Source organism: Shewanella jiangmenensis, assembly GCF_018596335.1.
Classification (GTDB): Bacteria; Pseudomonadota; Gammaproteobacteria; order Enterobacterales; family Shewanellaceae; genus Shewanella; species Shewanella jiangmenensis.
This window is the reverse complement of sequence record NZ_JAHEPS010000002.1, coordinates 299,942-317,852: the sequence shown is the minus strand read 5'-3', so window position 1 is coordinate 317,852 and position 17,911 is coordinate 299,942. Positions and strand designations below refer to the sequence as shown.

The following is a 17,911-nucleotide window of genomic DNA, read 5'->3' as shown; positions in this document are numbered from 1 at the left end:
TCAGAAAGTAAAACTCAGGTTGATGGAGAAGACATTGACCGAATCATCATGGGCCATGGGAAAATCCCGCACCCACAAGCTGGAGCCGTAGTCGCCTATTTGGGTGTGATCCCATTGAAACTTAAGCGCCATGTTGTCGTAAAAATCCCAGCGCGCCCCAAGGGAGTAGCTGGTCTGATCCAGACTTGAGGCATGGTAGGAGTACTGCGCCGCCCCGTGGAGTGCCAGGAGCTGAGCCTGTTGCTCGGCGGGTAAAAACGGCAATGAAGGCGGCGTGGCAATTTCTTCCGCATCTTCGGTGTTTTGCACTGAGGCCACCATGGCGAACAGCGTCAGGTTATCGAAGCGCCGCCCAAGGCTGATGTAGCCAGACATATAAGGCTGCAGCAGCCGCCAGTCGGTTTCGGTATAGCCAAGCTCCGACTGCAGGATCCAGCGGCCATCATCATATTGGGCACCAAGCGCATAGTAACGGGACTTGCGATGGATAAAGGCAATCTCGTCGGCAAGCGCCGCAGCGTCCGGCCACAGCTCTTTAGGGATTGAGCGCAGCGCAAACAGCAGCTGATTGGTCTGATAGTTCTCACCTGTTGCCGACGCATTGGCAATAGAGGCGCGAAGTAGCCATTCATTCGCGGTCAACGACAGGGTCAGCGCGGTGATGTCATCAAGGCCAATATCGATTTGCTGCTCGGCACCCTGCAGCGCAGCATCATTGCTGCCATAGGCCAGCTTGGCTTCAAAGATATTGTCACCCAGACGGGTGCGATAGCTGACGTCGGCGCCGTTGTAACGGGAAATGGAGGAGATAAGGTTGTAAAACTCAGGTACCGGGCGCACCCAGGAATAGGCGTAAGATACGTCGCGATATTCGCTGAGCATATACAAATCAAGCCCAAGCCGGCCGACCCGGAAAGCCCAGTCACTGTTTGGACGATAGCGTAAAAACAGCCACTCGAGGTTATCGGATACCTCATCGCTGACGCGATTTTTAAATACCATTTGCCCGACCAGGTCGAGCTGGTCGGTTAAATCGGCATTTAGCTGCAGCCCCAGCATGGTATCGGCAGCAGTCGACCAGCCCAGCTCGACCGCTTCCATGGTGTAGTCACGGTGAAAACCCAGATAATCACTGTCGTGATACAAGGCACCGATACTGCCAAAGCCGCTGAATCGAATGTCCTGCTGCGCCATGGCGGGCGCTGCAGACAAGAGGCCCAACAGGGCAACCATCGCAGACTTACGCAAACTTTCTCTCCCCGGAGGCAATGCTGTTTTTTACTTATCAACTTAAGTTTAGAAGCTTTGCCCGAAGCGGGGGAAAGCCGGAAACAAAAGTAGCACTTTTGCATTGCATGTTTAACAGATTGTAAATGCTTGTCGGGGGACAAGAAAGCAAGCAGCGTACGGTTTTTGAACGTATCGGCGATTTTTGGTCGGTATTTTGACAAATAACCGCTTTTTGACACTGCACATTCAGACAAATAAAGCAGTAAAAACAAAAAGCCCGCCGGATGGCGGGCTTTTGCAATTAAGGCAGATTAGGCCTCAAGCGGGGTCACCACAAACAGCAGGTCGCCCTGAGACACCTGTTGGCCGTTGGTGTTCAGAATACGCTCGATGCGGTACTTCTGATCTTCCGGATACAGCACGGCGCCTTTGCGGTTGAAGCTCGCCAGGGTCACCTGGGAGAACATCTTCATCGCTTCGGTCAGCGCCAGCACTGTGTCGGTGGTCACAATGTCACCTTCACGCACGAACTCTGGCTCGCCCGGGGCCGGTGAGCTGTAGAAGATACCCGCGCCCTGCGCCAGAACTTTGAGCTCATTGGAGTCGCCCACACGCAGAGACTCAGTGCTCACGCCCTGGGTTTCGGCGGCCGCTTCCATCTCGGCAATCAGCTCAGGAATGTCCAGCTCAGCCATCAAACGTGGCAGATAGTTGGTGTCGTACACGCCTTCGTTGAAGGTAGCATCCTTGAGGATACGCTTGAGCAGCGGAATGTTGGTCGCAATGCCCTTGATCACCACGCTGTCGAGGTAATCGTACATCTTGGCAATCACGTCTTCACGGCTCTCGCCACGAACGATGATTTGCGCGATCAGGCTGTCGTAGTATGGCGACACTTCCTTGCCTTCGGCGGCAATGGAGATGATTTCCACATAGTCACGTTCTGGGATAACACACTCGCTGATCTTGCCTGGGTTTGGCAGCAGCTGCAGAATCCCCTGGCTGTCCAGCGCCGCTTTTTCAGCGGTCACACGCACTTCCATGGCATAGCCGATTTCTTTCGGCTCCAGATGCTCGATAGAGCGGCCGGCAGCGATGTCAAACTGAGCAGATACGATGTCGATGCCCGAAGTGGCTTCGGTAACCGGGTGCTCAACCTGCAGACGGGTGTTCATTTCCATGAAGTACACTTCGTTGGCATCCAGGTTGTAGATGAACTCTACAGTACCAGCGCCCATGTAATCCACGGCGTTACCCAGTGAGCGGGTGTAATCCAGCACGCGCTGCTTGAGCTCCGGCGGCAGCATGGTAGAACCAGACTCTTCAATCACTTTCTGGTTGTTACGCTGTACCGAGCAGTCACGCAGACCCAGCACCTTGGTGTTGCCGAACTTGTCGCGCAGCAGCTGTACTTCGATGTGACGCAGAGAGGTCACGTATTTCTCAAGGTACAGGTCGCCGTTACCAAAAGCGGCAGCCGCTTCGGTAGAAGTCTTCATAAACAGTGGGATCATGTCTTCAGGGCGACGTACAACCTGAATACCCTTACCGCCACCGCCCTGCACCGCTTTAAGCAGCACTGGGTAACCGATTTCGCTGGCCACGTTCACCGCCTGTTCGGCGTTGGAAAGAATGCCGTGGGAACCCGGTACCACAGGCACGTTTTGGGCCTGAGAGGTCTTGATGGCGTTGGACTTGTTACCCATGGTGGTCATGGAGTGAACGCTCGGGCCAACGAAGTTAACACCGTTGTTCACACACAAGGCCGCAAACTGTGGGCTCTCGGACAGGAAGCCGATACCTGGGTGCAGCGCGTCCACCTTCTCGTACTCGGCCACTTTCAGCACTGAGTAAGCGTTCAGGTAAGATTCGTCAGAGGTGTTACCACCCAAGCACACCAGCTTGTCGGTTTCTTTAAGCATGTCGGCCGGTACGGCTGTCATGTCAGGATCAGACGCCACCAACACCACATTGATGTTGTTGTCGTGGGCCTTGCGGATAAGTTTCACCGCAGTACAGCCTCGGGCATGTACCAGCACCTTGTCGATTGGCTTCATCAGGGCACGCGGGTCATCCTGATGCAGTTCATCTTCAATCACCTGCGCCTCGGCCACCAGCGATGACAGAGCTGTGGTGATCACATCTTCAATCTTCTGGGTTGGCATTGGCATCAGCGGGTCGATGCTGGACAGCTGTGAATCCAGAGTCTCGCTGAAGGGGTTGAATACCAGACCGTTCATCGCGCCCGGTACCTTGGACAGGTAGTTGGCGAGCGTAGAAGTAGACGGCAGGTACGCTGGAACCACCATTTGACCGGCAAACGGCATGTTGGTACCAGACATGTAGTAGGTCTGCACCAACGGGTGAGTCACGAAGGATGCCTGGGCACCACCGGTACAGTCACCAAAGCCGAACATCAGTACTGGCAGCTCGTTGTCGCGAATAAAGCGGGTGATACGATCGTTCACCACCGCCATAGAGAACAGCGCCGCAGCACCTTCTTTGGTCTGCATACCACCGGAGGAGATAAAGCAGATCACCGGCAGGTGGCGCTTGGCACACTCAATCAGCAGGGCTGAGAACTTCTCGGCAGACGCCATATCGAAGGCACCGGCCTGGAAGGCGGTGTTGGATACGGCCACGCCCACCTTGATGGCGGCGCCATTGTGTTTGAACTCGGCTACGCCGGTGATCAAACCACAAGGACGGATACCCTTGTCGATGGCATCTTCAATCGACAGACGGAAACCGGGGAAGTTGAGCAGGTTTGCGCTCATCTTGTCGCCGTTCAGTTCATCAAACTTGTTGAAGAACTTACCGATAACGTTTTCCCAGGTCATCTTGCCGGTTTTCTTCTCGTCACGCAGAACCTTCTGGATCAGCAGATCCTGATAGCCCATGGTCAGACGGTTCCAGAAGTCTTTACGACGACCGATACGCACCGGGTTGATGGCACCCGTGTACTTGCTGGTGTCATCCTCGCTGTCGAAATATTCAGGCAGCAGACGCTCGAAGAAGTAGGTCAGGATCACGAACAAAGAGTCGTTCAGCTGTGGGAAACCCACGCTCTTCCACTGCTCGGTTTTGGTCAGCAGCTCGGCGCGGTTTGACTGAGACATGAAGTACTTCAGCCACTTGTAGAACTTGTTCTTGTCGTTGGCGATGTCCTGAGTCGACAGGGCGCGGTCGATGGCCTTGTGCAGCAGGCTGTCTACCGACTTGCGCGACAGGCTCTTGCTCATCATGGCTTCTTTGGCGATAGACGCCAGGCTGCCCACCACGTTGTCGTACAGCGCGTTGAAAATCAGGATGTTGTAGCACTGCCAAATGAAGTCTTCACGCAGCTCTTTGTTAACAACCACGTCCAGCACGGTCAGGTTGTTCAGCTCAGGGAAGTTGGCTTCAGTCACTTCGGCAGGCAGGGTTTCCAGATAATGGATAAGGCCCTTGAAGTTGTTGGCGGCATTGGCCTTCCAGCGGTGGTACAAAGACCAGCCGATGTTGAACAAAAGCGCCTTTTTGGCTTTCTTGTAGTTCTCTTTTGGCTCACCGAGGATAAGACGGGTCAGCATGTTACGCTCAGTGCTGATCTCGCTGCGCTTGTTGACGAAGTTGTTCCACAGTTTGGACAGCTCTTCGTCGTACACGACTTTATCCGGGCTTGAGAGCCAGGCCTGGAATACTTTTTCCTGCTCCTTCTGGATACGCTCCAGCAGGTCACCCTCAGGCACACTTACCTTGGACAAGCGGCCATACTGCTCCATGGAAATGGAGTGGATGCGGCTGCGCAGTGTCAGGTAGCGCAGGTAACGATAGGCGCTGCCGAACAGGTTCAGGTGCATGGTCGGGCTTGAGGCCACGGCCATATCGGCGGTGTTTTCCAGCGCCTTGAGGTTTTTGGAAGGATTAAGGAATCGGGTCAGACTGCGCTCGTAGTGCTCACGCAGGTCTTTGGATTCTTTAACGAAGTTAACTGCAGCGCGCTCAACCGCTTCGATAGAGCTGATGATGGCACGGCGCAGGTTGTGCTGACGCTCGTCACGGTCAGATGGCGAGAAGTCGATGATGCCATCGATACAACCGGCGGTGTACAGCTCTTCAGGGGATACACCCACAGACTTGGCACATTCCTGCCAAGACAGGTTGTACTTGCGGGCAATGCTCTGCAGGCCCTGTGGCTGGATGGTGTTGAAGATACCATCACGCAGCGACAGCAGAATGTTGGCCGCAGCCAGTGGGATAGCGCCGCCCGAGTAACCGGCACCGATCACGATACCGACAGTAGGCACGTCAACGTTGGCACTCTCGGCAATCGCCTTGGAGATAGAGTGCGCCTGGTTGTTGCTGTTGGCCACTTCACCTGCATCGGCACCGGGGGTGTCGATAAGGTAAACGATAGGCATGGACAGCTCGGCAAAATGACGAATGGCCTTACAGGCGGCCAGGTGATGCTCAGGCATCCAGGCGCCGTTGGCGGTGGTGCGCTCCTGAGCCACAAAACCAATGCGGCGAACGCGGCTGCCGAAGTTCAGATCCACTTCAGCACTGTAGAATGAGCCCATGTGGGTTTCGGTAATGACCTTACCCTTGAGATCGGCAATAATACGTTTGGCGCCGGGACGGGTCTTGTCCTGAGTCGGCTGAATTACCTTGGCAACATAGCCATCCACGTCCAGATTGGCCAGTCCCTTGAGGTTGGCCTGGATAGCTGCATCGTCCAGCAGGCCTTTGATTTCTTCAGACAAGCTTTGCTTGCTGTGCTCAGGAAACAGCGAAAAATCCTTCGCCAAATGCTCTGCCTGCAAAAACAGCGGGTCAGGCTTTTGAGCTTGAGTCGTGTGAGTGGGCTTCTTATTGGTGGTCATCAAAAGATCCTCTGCTAAGCCTCTGAAAATTTTTAGCCAACAAATATACCTTTCTTCGCTTTGTAAATACCATTAAACTGCCTTGGACGCTATGTTCCATTTTTGAGACAGTAGAAAAAAAATGCCAGATTTGAATGGGATGGCGCTGTTTGCTGCAGTGGTCAGATCTCAAGGCTTCAGTCAGGCTGCCAGAGATACCGGCATGCCAAAATCCACCATTAGTCGGAAAGTTGCTCAGCTCGAAGAGGAGCTTGGGGTGCGTCTGCTGCAGCGCGACACCCGCAATTTAAGCCTGACTCAGGTGGGCGCCCTCTTTTATCAGCACTGCGAAACCATAGTGAACGAGCTTGAAGCCGCCAAAGCTGTGATTGAGCACACCCACGCCGACGTGTCGGGGTCACTCAGGGTCGCGATTCCGGTGTCATTCAATCAGGAGCTCATCGCCAACCTTTGCAGCGGCTTTTTACGCCTGTACCCAAGCGTTGATCTGGACGTGCAATTTACCGACTCAGACGTCGGCCTGGTGGGCGAAGGTTACGATATCGCCATCAAATACGGGCCGCTGCAGCCGTCTGACAACGTCGCCCGCCTGCTGTTTGAGCGCCAGCCAATATTGGTGGCAAGCCCTGGATACCTTAAGCAACATGGCACGCCAGCCAGCCCGAAGGAGCTTGGCAACCACGCGGGTATTCTGCTTGGCACCACCCGCTCGGCGCCCATCTGGCCGCTCGGGAAAGGCGCCCGCAAAACCATGGTCGCCTTTAAGCGGCGGGTGCGGGTTAACAGCGTGGTGATGGTGCGCCAACTGGCGCTGGACGATTTTGGCATTGCCATGCTGTCCCACGCCCAGTGCAAAAACGATCTGGCCAGTGGTGCGCTGATGCCCATCCTGCCGGAGTGGCCGATGGAGCCGTTTAAGGTTTATGGCGTCTATTCCAGTCGAAAACAGCTTGCCAGTAACATCAGTGTGTTTCTGGATTTCTTTACCAAGCGCTTTGGCAGCCAGGAGTCCTTGCTCGGCATGATGGGCTAAGCCGAGGCCTTTGCATCTGGTCTTTAAATGTGCCGTTGAATATTGCCGTTGGACGCGGCCTTTGAATTAGCGCCTCAAATGGCTCCGCAAAACTGCGCAGGCAAGCCACCAAACTCGCATTTTCACCGCTCCTGTGGTACCCATATCGACGCGCCGCTTACGCGCCCGGCCGCACAGTCAGCCATCCTTACTGACATCATTGACAACAGCAGCCCGGTCTTAGCCCTGGTCATACCGAAAAATAAAACAAGAAGTCACACAGAATTAAGGAAGTTCCATGTTGAAATTGCTCCCGTCCCTTCTGGCCTCCACCCTGATTGGCTTAAGCCTGCCCTCCTTTGCCAGCGCCGACGCCGAAGAATTGAGACTGCCCAAGGCCAGCGCCGAGCTTGGCACAGTGGTGCAGCGTTATCATGGTCTTACCGAAGGACTGCAGCAAAAACTTGCCCAAAGTCAGAATGAAAAGCAGGTCACCCAGCTGGCAGCAGCGCAGGGCGAACGACTGTGGCAACAGGCGGTGCGGGATGTGCAGTCCGGCAACATAGACGACCGCAGCCTGTATTGGTCGCGCCTGATGATGCGAACTCAGGCCAAAAACGACAAGGTTGGCTACAACATTGCCCCCTGGCAGCGCGATATTTTAGTGCGCGCCATCGAAACCGCGTCCCGCGGCCTGTCAGACATCCATTTTGGCGACGATGTCCAGATCCGCATTCTGCTCACCGGCTTCGACCCTTTCTTCCTTGACCGCAATATTCAGCAAAGCAACCCGTCCGGTATCACCGCACTGATGCTGGATGGCTATCGCTTCAAAGTGGGTGGTAAACAGGCACAGATTGAAACCGCGATGATCCCGGTGCGGTTTGCCGATTTCGATCAGGGCATGATTGAATCCCTGCTCACGCCGCTTTACCGCAAACGCGCCATCGAGGCGGTGTTTACCGTGAGCATGGGCCGCGAAGATTTTGACCTTGAACGCTTCCCCGGCCGCAACCGCAGCGCCGATGCGCCGGATAACCTGAATGTACTCACGGGCGCCAATAAAAGCCGCCCGATAGCCCCGATGCTTAATGGCAAGCCGCTGATGGGCGATGAATTTGTTGAGTTTTCTTTGCCAGCATCGGCCATGCAGGCAGCGCCCGGCAACTTCAAAATCAATGACAATCACAAGATAACCACACTCGAGAAAGGCGAGTTTGAGGCCAAAAGCCTAGGTGAGCTTACCAGCGCCACCTCGGTGGAAGGCTCAGGCGGTGGTTATCTGTCCAATGAAATCTCCTACCGCGCCGTACTGCTGAAAAACCAGTTTGGCCTCAAGATCCCGGTTGGCCATATTCACACGCCGAAAATCAGTGGTGTTGACAGCGAGAAAAGCAAAGCCATCGCCGAGCAGGTGCGCACCATGGTGGAGCTGGCAGCCGCGACCCTGTAAGCTGCGGACGCATTTTTGACCCGCTTCGCATAGCTAAAGCGTGGCGGTTTCGGGCGGGTCTCGCTATCATGGCGCGAGACCCGCGACCACACTGACACTCTTTTCCTCAATATGTTCTCCCCGTTTAAGCGCAGCGCATCATCTTTAAAAAAATCGGTATCCGCGCCGCGCCGTGCTGCGCCTCGAAAGACAGTGGCCACCGAGTCTATGGCGCCGACAAGCCCGGCGCAGGAAGAAGCACAATTGCAGCTTGAACGCGCTTGCCTCAGGGCTGAAGCGAGCCTTGGCATCATGCTTATGCGGCCAACTCTTCGCTTTGATATTCGCGGCAAAACCGCTGGCATGGCCTATTTTGAGCTGAACCTTATCCGCCTTAATCCCACGCTGCTTGAGCAAAATCCGGATAACTTTTTTACCGAAGTCATCCCCCACGAGCTGTGCCATCTCCTCGCTTATAAGCTTTATGGCAGAGTCAAACCCCACGGCAGCGAGTGGCAGCAACTTATGCGGCGAGTGTTTGGCCTAAGCCCACGCACCACCCATAACCTGGATACCAGCGCCGTGAGCCGCAGCATCAATTACCGCTGCGGCTGTGGTGAGGTGGCGCTGTCGGTGAGACGCCACAATAAAGTGGTGCGCAATCAAACCCGCTACCTGTGCCGCAAATGCGGCGAGTACCTCAAAAGCACTGTGACCGACGCCGCCTGAGCGCCCTGTTGTGTTCAACTAAAAGTGAGCACCGGCAGTAACGTTAGCCCGGCAGGGTAAACTTGCCTGGCTGCGCACTTGCTTTGCTGGTGAGTTGCCTGCATCAGTCCTTTGTTTTACCATCGCCGCCACCGAAATTTCCCACCTTGTTCAGGCAGTATCCGTGCAGTCATTGCCCCTTAAGAGCTTGTTTTCCGGAGTGCTTGCGCTGCTGCTCGCCAGCTGCGCCTCCGCCAGTCAGTCCCGCGGCCAGCATCCCGAGAGCTTCACCGAAGCCAAAAAAGTCGCCCAGAAGATTTACCAGAAGTTACCCATGCAGAGCTTTTACTGCGGCTGTGACATAAAACCCAACGGCAAACGCTGGGAAGTGGATTTCGAAAGCTGCGGTTATCAGGTCCGTAAAGATGCCAACCGCGCCGGACGTATCGAGTGGGAGCACATAGTGCCCGCGTGGGAATTTGGCCACCAGCGCCAGTGCTGGCAGCAGGATGGCCGCAAGGGCTGCGCCAAAACCGACCCGGTGTTTGTCAAAATGGAAGCCGACCTGCACAATCTGGTACCGGCCATTGGCGAAGTGAATGGCGATCGCAGTAATTTCCGTTTCAGCCAATGGAATGCGAGCGCCAGCCAATATGGTCTATGCGATATGGCCATCGATTTCAAGGGCCGCCGCGCCCAGCCGCCCGCCCATACCCGTGGCCAAATCGCCCGCAGCTATCTGTATATGCAGCAAACCTATGGCCTCAGGATAGCCTCAGCCCAATTAAAATTGTTTCAGGCATGGGATAAAAGCTATCCAGTTGATACTATTGAATGCCAACGGGATGCACTGATAGCACAGCGTCAGGGAAACCATAATCCCTTTGTGCAGCGCCAGTGCCAGCGCCTTGGCGCCGATAAGCGTCTGGCCGATTAACCCATTCAGGACTATGCATGCGAATTCCAAGAATTTTTCAGCCCTTTCCCCTGTCTCAATCATCTGTGCTGGAGCTTGATGAAGACGGCTTTGCCCATGTGGGCAGAGTGCTGCGAATGACTGAAGGTCAGCAGCTTTGCCTCTTTAACGGTGATGGTAAAGACTATCTGGCCGAGATTATTACTGCCGGTAAAAAATCCATGTCGGTCAACATCATTTCAGTTACCGACAACCACAGCGAATCGCCGCTGAACCTGCATTTGGGGCAGGTGATTTCCCGTGGCGACAGGATGGACTTCACCCTGCAAAAATCGGTGGAGCTTGGGGTGAATACCATTACCCCGCTGTTTTCCGAGCGCTGCGGCGTAAAACTCGCCGGTGAACGGCTCGATAAAAAAGTGGCCCAATGGCAGAAAATCGTCATCAGCGCCTGCGAGCAATGTGGCCGCGCCACAGTACCGGAAGTACGCCCCGTGATGGAGCTTGCCGACTGGTGCGCCGAGCAAACCTCGGCACTGAAACTTAACCTGCACCCCCGTGCCAGTCATGGTATTCAGGGACTGGAGGCGGATACCACCAGAATACGCCTGCTCATTGGCCCCGAAGGCGGCCTGTCGGCAGAGGAAATCGCCATGACGGAGCAGCACCAGTTTACCGAAGTGCTGCTCGGGCCCAGGGTGCTGCGCACCGAAACCGCAGCCTTAACGGCTATCACGGCACTGCAAATGAAATTTGGCGATCTGGGCTGACCCAGGCGCACACTTCAGAGGACAGAAGATGATCAAACTCGGCATAGTGATGGACCCCATCAGCGACATCAATATCAAGAAGGATTCCAGCTTCGCCATGTTACTGGCGGCGCAGTCCCGAGGTTATTCGCTGTTTTATATGGAAATGCAGGATTTGGCCATGGTCAATGGTCAGGCCCGCGCCCGCATGCACCCGCTCAAGGTGATGCAGGACGCCGAGTGCTGGTATGAGCTTGGCGACGCGCTGGATTGCCCGCTGAGTGACCTTGACGTCATTCTGATGCGTAAAGACCCGCCATTTGATACCGAGTATATCTACGCCACTTATATGCTTGAGCGGGCCGAAGAAGCCGGCGTATTGGTGGTCAACAAGCCCCAAAGCCTGCGCGATGCCAACGAAAAACTGTTTACCGCCTGGTTTGCCGAGTTTACCCCAACCACATTGGTGACCCGCGACGCTGGCCGCATCCGCGACTTTCATGCAGAGCACGGCGACATCATCTTAAAGCCTCTGGATGGCATGGGCGGCGCCTCAATTTTCCGCGTCAAAAAAGATGACCCAAATCTCGGCGTTATCATCGAAACCCTCACCAACCACGGCAATAACTACGCCATGGCACAGGTGTTTATTCCCGCCATTACCGCCGGTGACAAACGCATTCTGGTGGTGGATGGCGAGCCTGTGCCTTACTCACTGGCGCGCATTCCCAAGCAGGGCGAAACCCGTGGCAACCTCGCCGCCGGAGGCCGGGGTGTGGCGCAGCCTTTGTCCGAAAGCGACTGGCGCATCGCCAAGGCGATTGGCCCAGAGCTTAAACGCCGCGGACTGATTTTTGTGGGCCTCGATGTCATCGGTGACAAGCTGACCGAGATTAACGTTACCAGCCCAACCTGTATCCGTGAAATCGAAGCGGCATTTGATGTGGACATTACCGGCATGCTGATGAATGCCATCGAAGCCCGTCTTGGCAAACAATAACCGCCGGGCGTGAGGAAACCTATGTTACGTACTCTTCTGGCAGCAGCCCTGATAGCCACCCCGCTGTTTGCCATTGCCGAGGGCGCGCCTGTCAAGGCGCCGTCCAAACCCAAAAACCTGGTGATCATGGTGGGTGACGGCATGGGGCCGGCGTACACCACGGCGTACCGCTATTTCAAAGACAATCCGGATACCGAGGAAATCGAGCAAACCGTGTTCGACCGTTTGTTGGTTGGGATGGCGACGACCTATCCGGCGCCTGTGTCAGGCTACGTAACCGACTCCGCGGCCGCGGCGACCGCCCTTGCCACGGGTCAAAAAACCTATAACGGCGCCATTTCGGTGGATGTCGACAAGGCGCCGCTGCCCACGCTGATGGAAAAGGCGCGTCAGGCCGGGCTTGTGACCGGCATCGCCGTTTCAAGCCAGATAAACCATGCCACCCCGGCGGCGTTTCTGTCCCACAACGAAAGCCGCAAAAACTACGATGAGATAGCCAAAGCCTATCTTGATAGCGACGCCCAGGTAATGTTGGGCGGCGGGCAAAAGTATTTCGACCCTGAGCTGCTTGGTAAGTTCATCGCCAAGGGTTACACCCACGTCACCGACATGAATGCCCTGTCGGCCATTAACGGCGGCAAAGTGATTGGTCTTTTTGCTGAAGTGCAGCTGCCATGGGCGGTGGATAACCCCGGCGCCAGACAGCTGTCTACCCTGACCGCCAAAGCACTGGAGCTGCTGTCGCAGAACGAGCAGGGCTTTGTGCTTCTGGTTGAAGGCAGCCTTATCGATTGGGCGGGCCATAACAACGACATCGTCAGCGCCATGGGCGAAATGGACGAATTTGCCCGCGCCATTGAAGTGGTGGAAGAGTTCGTCAGAAGCCGTGGCGATACCCTGATGGTGGTAACCGCTGACCACAACACCGGCGGCCTCAGCATAGGCGCCGATGGCGAATATGAATGGGACGCGGCGCTGCTTCGCGCCGTCAAAGCCAGCCCCGACAGCATGGCAGCCGCCGCCCTCGCCAGCGAAGAGTGGCACAAGCCGCTGATCGCTTCACTGGGTTTTGCGCTTGAAAGTGATGAGTGGGATGAGCTGACCAAGGCCCGCGCCGACGGTCAGGACGCGCTGGCGGCCTGCATTATGGCCATTATTGATAAGCGCAGCCACACCGGCTGGACATCCGGCGGCCACACCGCCATGGACGTGCAGGTGTTCGCCCAGGGACCTGCGGCGGATTTGTTCAACGGCTCCCAGGATAACACCGACATCGCCAATAAAATGATGAGCCTGCTGCCCAAAGTGAAAAAGGAGCAGCCCGCAAAACCCGCCACGGCGACCAACGCCCCAGTCAGTGAGGCAGGCAACGAAGCAGGCACAGCCAAGCCTCAGTCCGCGACTCAGCAAACTGAGCAGAAGTCCGCCGTGAATGAGCAAACGGAGAAAGCGCAGGCTGGGAATGAGCAAACGGAGCAGATTTCTGCCGGAAATGAACAGGCTGAGGAAAAGCAGGCCGAGCCCGCTGTCTCACCCGCGGCAGCGGTGAGTGAGCCTCAAGCTGACGCCAAGCCAGCCGACGCTGAGCCTGTAAAGGTTGAACCTGAAAATGCAGAGCCTGTAAAACCGGAGCCTGTAAAATCCGAACCCGTGAATTCAGAGCCCGCGAAATCCGAGCCCGCGAAATCCAAGCCAGAGCAACAGTCAGCAACTGAGCCTTCACAAGCTCTGACGGACAGCACGCCTGCTATCGCCGCCTGAGTAAGCACACGCTCTCTGATAACAGCCGAAAGACTGCGCGGACTTCGCGCAGTCTACCCTCCCGCGACTACCCTCTCGCGACTACTCTCTCGTAACTGTTCTCTCGCAACCGCCCTCTCGTAGCTGCATCGTCACACAACCGCAGGCAATTCGGCCCGTCATCCAACTTTTTTCCCAAGCAGTATGGTATCGGCGCCTTTTGGCCACAGGCGGGATGCGGATATCGCCATCAGAATGTCGAGGGTTTTGGCTTCACTTATGGGTTTTGAGTAAAGGTAGCCCTGCGCCAATTCGCAACCGGCTGAATCCAGAAACTCGCTTTGCAATTCGGTTTCTATGCCTTCGGCCACCACGGTGCGGCCAAGGTGGTGCGCAAGGTCAATCACAGTCGTGACTATGTGGGTATCGGCGCCGTTATCCAGCACTCCCGCGGTAAAGCAGCGATCGATTTTAAGCACATCGAATGGCAACTGTTTCAAGTAGCTCAGGGAGGAATAACCTGTACCAAAATCGTCAATGGCAATCCTAAGCCCCAGCAGCTTAAGCTCACGCATCACCTCCATCGCCTCGTCGACCTGCTCGATAACGCTCTCTTCGGTCACTTCCAGCAGCAAGCTTTGCGGCGGCACCATGGCGGATGCCAGCAAACGCTTGATGTAGTCACCAAGCCCCGGGGTCAGGTAGTGTTTGGCAGACAGGTTAACCGCAATATAAATGTCATCCCAACCCTGCAGCCGCAGGCGTTTGAGTATCTCCACCGCTTCGGCGAGCACATAGTTGCCCACCTTGATGATGGCATCACTCTCTTCAATATGGGGAATAAAATTGCCCGGCATAATGAGACCACGGCTTGGATGGAACCAGCGGATAAGCGCCTCAAATCCTTTAATGTGCCCATCTTTAAGTGCCACTATCGGCTGCAGGAACAGGGTCAACTGCCGCTCATTGATGGCGATGCCGATATCCTGCTCTATCATCAGCCTGTTATTGGCGTTGTGCAGCATATCGTCGGTAAAGACGCGGAAATTGGAGCGGCCGGCATCCTTGGCCTGATACATGGCCAAATCGGCGAACTTGATAAGCTCTTCGGCGTTGACCGTGGGGGAGTCGCACATGGCAACCCCGATACTGGTGGTGACAATCAGCTTGTGATTGCCAAGCACCACCGGCTGCTGCAGCGCGGCAAAAATTTTGTGAATTACCCGGCGCACATCCTGCTCATCCCGTATGCCCCTGAGCAAAATCAAAAACTCATCGCCGCCCTGACGAAACACGGTATCCATGCCGCGCACACTGTTACTTAAGCGACTCGCCACAATTTTAAGCAGCTCATCCCCTTCGTTGTGACCCAGCGCATCGTTGATCCGCTTAAAGGCATCAAGGTCCAAAAACAGCAGCGCAATCCGGTCGTGCACCCTGCCGACACAGGCAATGGCCTTGTTAAGCTCGTGAATTAACATCGCCTTGTTGGGTAAGCCGGTTAGCACATCCAGCATCGCCAGCCGCTCAAGCTCGCGGGTGTAGGCATCGACGTCCTGTTCCAGATCCTGCAGACGGTTATTGAGGCTCAGCATCGCCCTTCCCATCAAGTCCACTTCATCCAACAGACGGGTGTTTCGGGGCAATAAGCGGGTACGCACATCTTCAAAGCGCCGCTCGGCAATCATGGGCAACGTATGGGTATGCAATTCAAGGCGACGAATAGGCGACCAGGCCACCAATGCCATCAATACCCCAGCGGCAACCAGGGTGATAAGCAAAAGTCCGAGAATATTTTGCTGAAAGGCTTTAAGCAGATGATGCCACTCATCAAGCTGCCACATCACCAGAATCCCCGGGCCACTGTCGCTGGCATCCAGTGGAAAATACCACAGCGCATGTGACTTAGTATCAAGCTCAAACAGCTCCTGCTTGGACACCAGCTCCTGCCAGCCCCAGGCCTGGCCAACTGCCTCGAGCAGCGGCAGGCTTTGCTCCCGATTACTGATATTAAAGAGCTTGCGTCCCCAGTAGTCTGAGCCTTCCTTGCCGGTGCCGAGGGCGCCGAGTACCGCCAATTCAAAGTCCTGCTCGTAGCGGAAGCTGGTGATGAGCGAGGTGAGCTCCATTTCAAGGTAGAGGCGAAACGGGGTTTTATTATTAAGAACAGGCACCTGCACCTGCAAAACGCAGGTATCCACACAGTGGATGCGCCAGATGGGGACACTGGCGCGGCTCCAGCGATCGAACCATTTAAACTCGTCATCGCCCGGTACCCGACCTAGGTAAAAACCGCCGTAACCGGGCTGTGCAATACGGCCAACACCCTCCAGATCCCAGGCAAGCTGTAGATCCTGCCACAGCGGCTCAAACCGGCTCTGAGTGGTTTCAGGAGCAAAGAAATCCGATCCCACCACCAGCAGCAGCTGGTGCGCTGTGGCAACCGCATCGTCGACCACACCGGCAACCGAGTGACTGAGATTTTGCTGCAGCGCCTGCTGCTGCTCCTCGAGCAAAAACTGCTGCTGGCGCGCAAGTTCACGCATAGCAAAGTTACCCAGCACCAGCGTCAGCACCGTCATCAAAAAAAACACGCCGATAAGCAGCTTCCATCTTAAACTGACAAACCAGCGCCCGGGCTCAAATCTGGTCATAGGATCACCATTGCATCCTATAGGCAAGCTGAATGGCAACCAGCGTCCAGTACTTATCCTGCGTCAGGGGATCTTTGGTCAGTATGGGCGGCACCCAGGACGCTCCCTCAATGTGATGATATTCGGCGCTCAGCAGCCAGTTGGGGGTGATGCGCCATTGTAAGCCGGTGCTCCAATCCCGGCTGTAGCCAAAGTAATCCGGGTTACCTATGACTGCGAGCCCGTCACCTCCGGGATCGCTTAGGTTATCCACCGCGTCGTCATAGCGCACAAACAGATCCAGAGCGTCGTTTACCAACCAGCGGCTATCGATATAAAAGCCGCGGTTAGGCTCTTCAATCTCCCAGTCCTTAGCCATCATTCCGCTCAGGGTTCGTACACCGCGAAGATACTCAGCCGTCAGCTCAAACTGTTGCCAGCGGTACTGCGCCGACAGCACATAATTGAACAGCTCAATGTTCCCGGGGAGGTTTTGCGGTGTATCGACTGATATACCCATGGCAAGCTCGGGCATCACCGCGCTTTTGGGGTTGTACCCCAGCCGGGATTGATACAGGCTGGCACCGAGCCTTAAGTTATCGGTGCGAAAATCGAGGTCAAACGCATAAAAATAGTCCGAGTCAAATTGCCCGGCTGCCGTGGTCCCAAGGGAGTTTTGCGTCAGATCTTCGGTCACATGCAGCTGGCCGCCACTTAAATGCCACTCAAGCTGACCGTCCAGCACAAAATGTCTGCCAACCACATCGCCGCCATTAATGTGCAGCTGCGCATCTCGGTAATAGTCGGCGTAAATGGATTGGGGCAGAAATATGCCCGGCCTTGAAAAGGGTACATCGCGGGTACTGGAGTAAAAACCAACTTCATTTTTTACCCGCCCAAGCCGCACGCCGATGGCGCCTTCAGCGACGGGAAACATAAGCTCAGCAAAGAGATAATCCGCCTGTATATGCTCTTCGGTAAGATTACCGCGCTGGCGTACACCGAGCGCCCCGGCAAATCGCAGCGCATCCAGTGCGCGCCACGATGCGGTCAGCGTCGCCTCCGACAGCTTAAGGCTGCTGTCATCGTCGCCGGTGAAAAACTCACTGCCTTCTACCATCACTGCGCCCTGGCTCAGATAGGCGTTGAGCTGTACCTCACCCGCCGAGGTTTCGGCACATATAAGGAGTTGACAGAAAAGGAGATAAACGACTTTCTTCATTTGAATTCGTCCCTCGCGGCCACCTCATCGGGCAGATACCCGATAGCGCCGGGTGTTTCCCTGACCTTAACTTCCATTTCGGCGATAGTGCTGACGATTTGTGGGCGATCGGCGGTGCCGGACGAAACCTGCCTGTCCCAGTTACGTTGCAACACATAAGGCAGCAGCTCCAGGGTCTCGGTGCAAAAGCGCTTGTGAAACGCCGAGTCCGGAGGCAGTACAAATACCCTTATCGGCGTGCCATCGGGCCAGAACAATTTTTGTCTCGAGAAAATCAGCCGAAGTTCAGGCACGCTCAGGGCTTCTGTATCGACAGAATCGAAGGAAATAATGGCCGCCTCTGCGCTGCAGCTTGCCATTATTAACCACATCCATGTCGTTGCACGGCGCATTAACGTTCTCCG

12 protein-coding genes and 1 pseudogene are annotated in these 17,911 nt (G+C 55.5%); 7 read left to right on the top strand and 6 right to left on the bottom strand.

Annotation, left to right across the window (positions count from 1 at the left end; genetic code table 11):
* Positions 1-1,248 (bottom strand): hypothetical protein, encoded by a 1,248-nt coding sequence (locus KJI95_RS06855; RefSeq protein ID WP_214506439.1) that lies wholly within the window; start codon positions 1,246-1,248, stop codon positions 1-3.
* Between the two features lie 293 nt (positions 1,249-1,541).
* A complete protein-coding gene (locus KJI95_RS06850; protein WP_214506438.1) occupies positions 1,542-6,095 on the bottom strand; it encodes an ATP-binding protein in 4,554 nt (1,517 codons plus the stop codon).
* 121 nt (positions 6,096-6,216) lie between these two features.
* Between KJI95_RS06850 and KJI95_RS06845 the strand changes: the two genes are divergently transcribed.
* From KJI95_RS06845 to KJI95_RS06815, 7 genes and pseudogenes are all read left to right on the top strand, one after another.
* Entirely contained in the window at positions 6,217-7,128 is a 912-nt protein-coding gene (locus KJI95_RS06845; protein ID WP_214506437.1) for a LysR family transcriptional regulator, read from the top strand.
* Between the two features lie 277 nt (positions 7,129-7,405).
* The gene (locus tag KJI95_RS06840) at positions 7,406-8,560 is read left to right on the top strand and encodes a C15 family peptidase (protein ID WP_214506436.1); all 1,155 of its coding nucleotides are present in this window, start codon (positions 7,406-7,408) and stop codon (positions 8,558-8,560) included.
* A 192-nt stretch (positions 8,561-8,752) separates the two neighbouring features.
* A complete protein-coding gene (locus KJI95_RS06835) occupies positions 8,753-9,268 on the top strand; it encodes a SprT family zinc-dependent metalloprotease (RefSeq protein WP_349356712.1) in 516 nt (171 codons plus the stop codon).
* Between the two features lie 172 nt (positions 9,269-9,440).
* Positions 9,441-10,184 (top strand): endonuclease, encoded by a 744-nt coding sequence (locus tag KJI95_RS06830; RefSeq protein ID WP_432653788.1) that lies wholly within the window; start codon positions 9,441-9,443, stop codon positions 10,182-10,184.
* 17 nt (positions 10,185-10,201) lie between these two features.
* Positions 10,202-10,933 (top strand): 16S rRNA (uracil(1498)-N(3))-methyltransferase, encoded by a 732-nt coding sequence (gene rsmE, locus KJI95_RS06825; protein WP_214506434.1) that lies wholly within the window; start codon positions 10,202-10,204, stop codon positions 10,931-10,933.
* Positions 10,934-10,961: 28 nt separating this feature from the next.
* Positions 10,962-11,912, top strand: a complete 951-nt coding sequence (gene gshB, locus KJI95_RS06820) for a glutathione synthase (protein ID WP_214506433.1) — start codon at positions 10,962-10,964, stop codon at positions 11,910-11,912.
* Between the two features lie 21 nt (positions 11,913-11,933).
* Positions 11,934-13,226, top strand: a pseudogene (locus tag KJI95_RS06815) (alkaline phosphatase); the annotation flags it as partial.
* 242 nt (positions 13,227-13,468) lie between these two features.
* Here KJI95_RS06815 and KJI95_RS19675 read toward each other — a convergent pair.
* From KJI95_RS19675 to KJI95_RS06795, 4 genes are all read right to left on the bottom strand, one after another.
* Positions 13,469-13,654: a pentapeptide repeat-containing protein gene (locus KJI95_RS19675; protein ID WP_432653787.1), complete on the bottom strand. Its 186-nt coding sequence runs from the start codon at positions 13,652-13,654 to the stop codon at positions 13,469-13,471.
* 177 nt (positions 13,655-13,831) lie between these two features.
* Positions 13,832-16,306 (bottom strand): putative bifunctional diguanylate cyclase/phosphodiesterase, encoded by a 2,475-nt coding sequence (locus tag KJI95_RS06805; RefSeq protein ID WP_214506432.1) that lies wholly within the window; start codon positions 16,304-16,306, stop codon positions 13,832-13,834.
* A 4-nt stretch (positions 16,307-16,310) separates the two neighbouring features.
* Entirely contained in the window at positions 16,311-17,507 is a 1,197-nt protein-coding gene (locus KJI95_RS06800; protein ID WP_214506431.1) for a hypothetical protein, read from the bottom strand.
* On the bottom strand, positions 17,504-17,866 hold the full coding sequence (locus KJI95_RS06795; RefSeq protein ID WP_250885690.1) for a type 2 periplasmic-binding domain-containing protein: 363 nt from the start codon (positions 17,864-17,866) through the stop codon (positions 17,504-17,506). The genes KJI95_RS06800 and KJI95_RS06795 overlap by 4 nt, the downstream gene beginning before the upstream one ends.
* Positions 17,867-17,911: the final 45 nt, after the last annotated feature.

Bases quoted from the DNA above. Each gene is read 5' to 3' on its own strand.
- KJI95_RS06850 (WP_214506438.1), bottom strand. From the start codon at position 6,095: ATGACCACCAATAAGAAGCCCACTCACACGACTCAAGCTCAAAAGCCT.
- KJI95_RS06845 (WP_214506437.1), top strand. From the start codon at position 6,217: ATGCCAGATTTGAATGGGATGGCGCTGTTTGCTGCAGTGGTCAGATCT.
- KJI95_RS06840 (WP_214506436.1), top strand. From the start codon at position 7,406: ATGTTGAAATTGCTCCCGTCCCTTCTGGCCTCCACCCTGATTGGCTTA.
- rsmE (WP_214506434.1), top strand. From the start codon at position 10,202: ATGCGAATTCCAAGAATTTTTCAGCCCTTTCCCCTGTCTCAATCATCT.
- gshB (WP_214506433.1), top strand. From the start codon at position 10,962: ATGATCAAACTCGGCATAGTGATGGACCCCATCAGCGACATCAATATC.
- KJI95_RS06805 (WP_214506432.1), bottom strand. From the start codon at position 16,306: ATGACCAGATTTGAGCCCGGGCGCTGGTTTGTCAGTTTAAGATGGAAG.
- KJI95_RS06800 (WP_214506431.1), bottom strand. From the start codon at position 17,507: ATGAAGAAAGTCGTTTATCTCCTTTTCTGTCAACTCCTTATATGTGCC.
- KJI95_RS06795 (WP_250885690.1), bottom strand. From the start codon at position 17,866: ATGGCAAGCTGCAGCGCAGAGGCGGCCATTATTTCCTTCGATTCTGTC.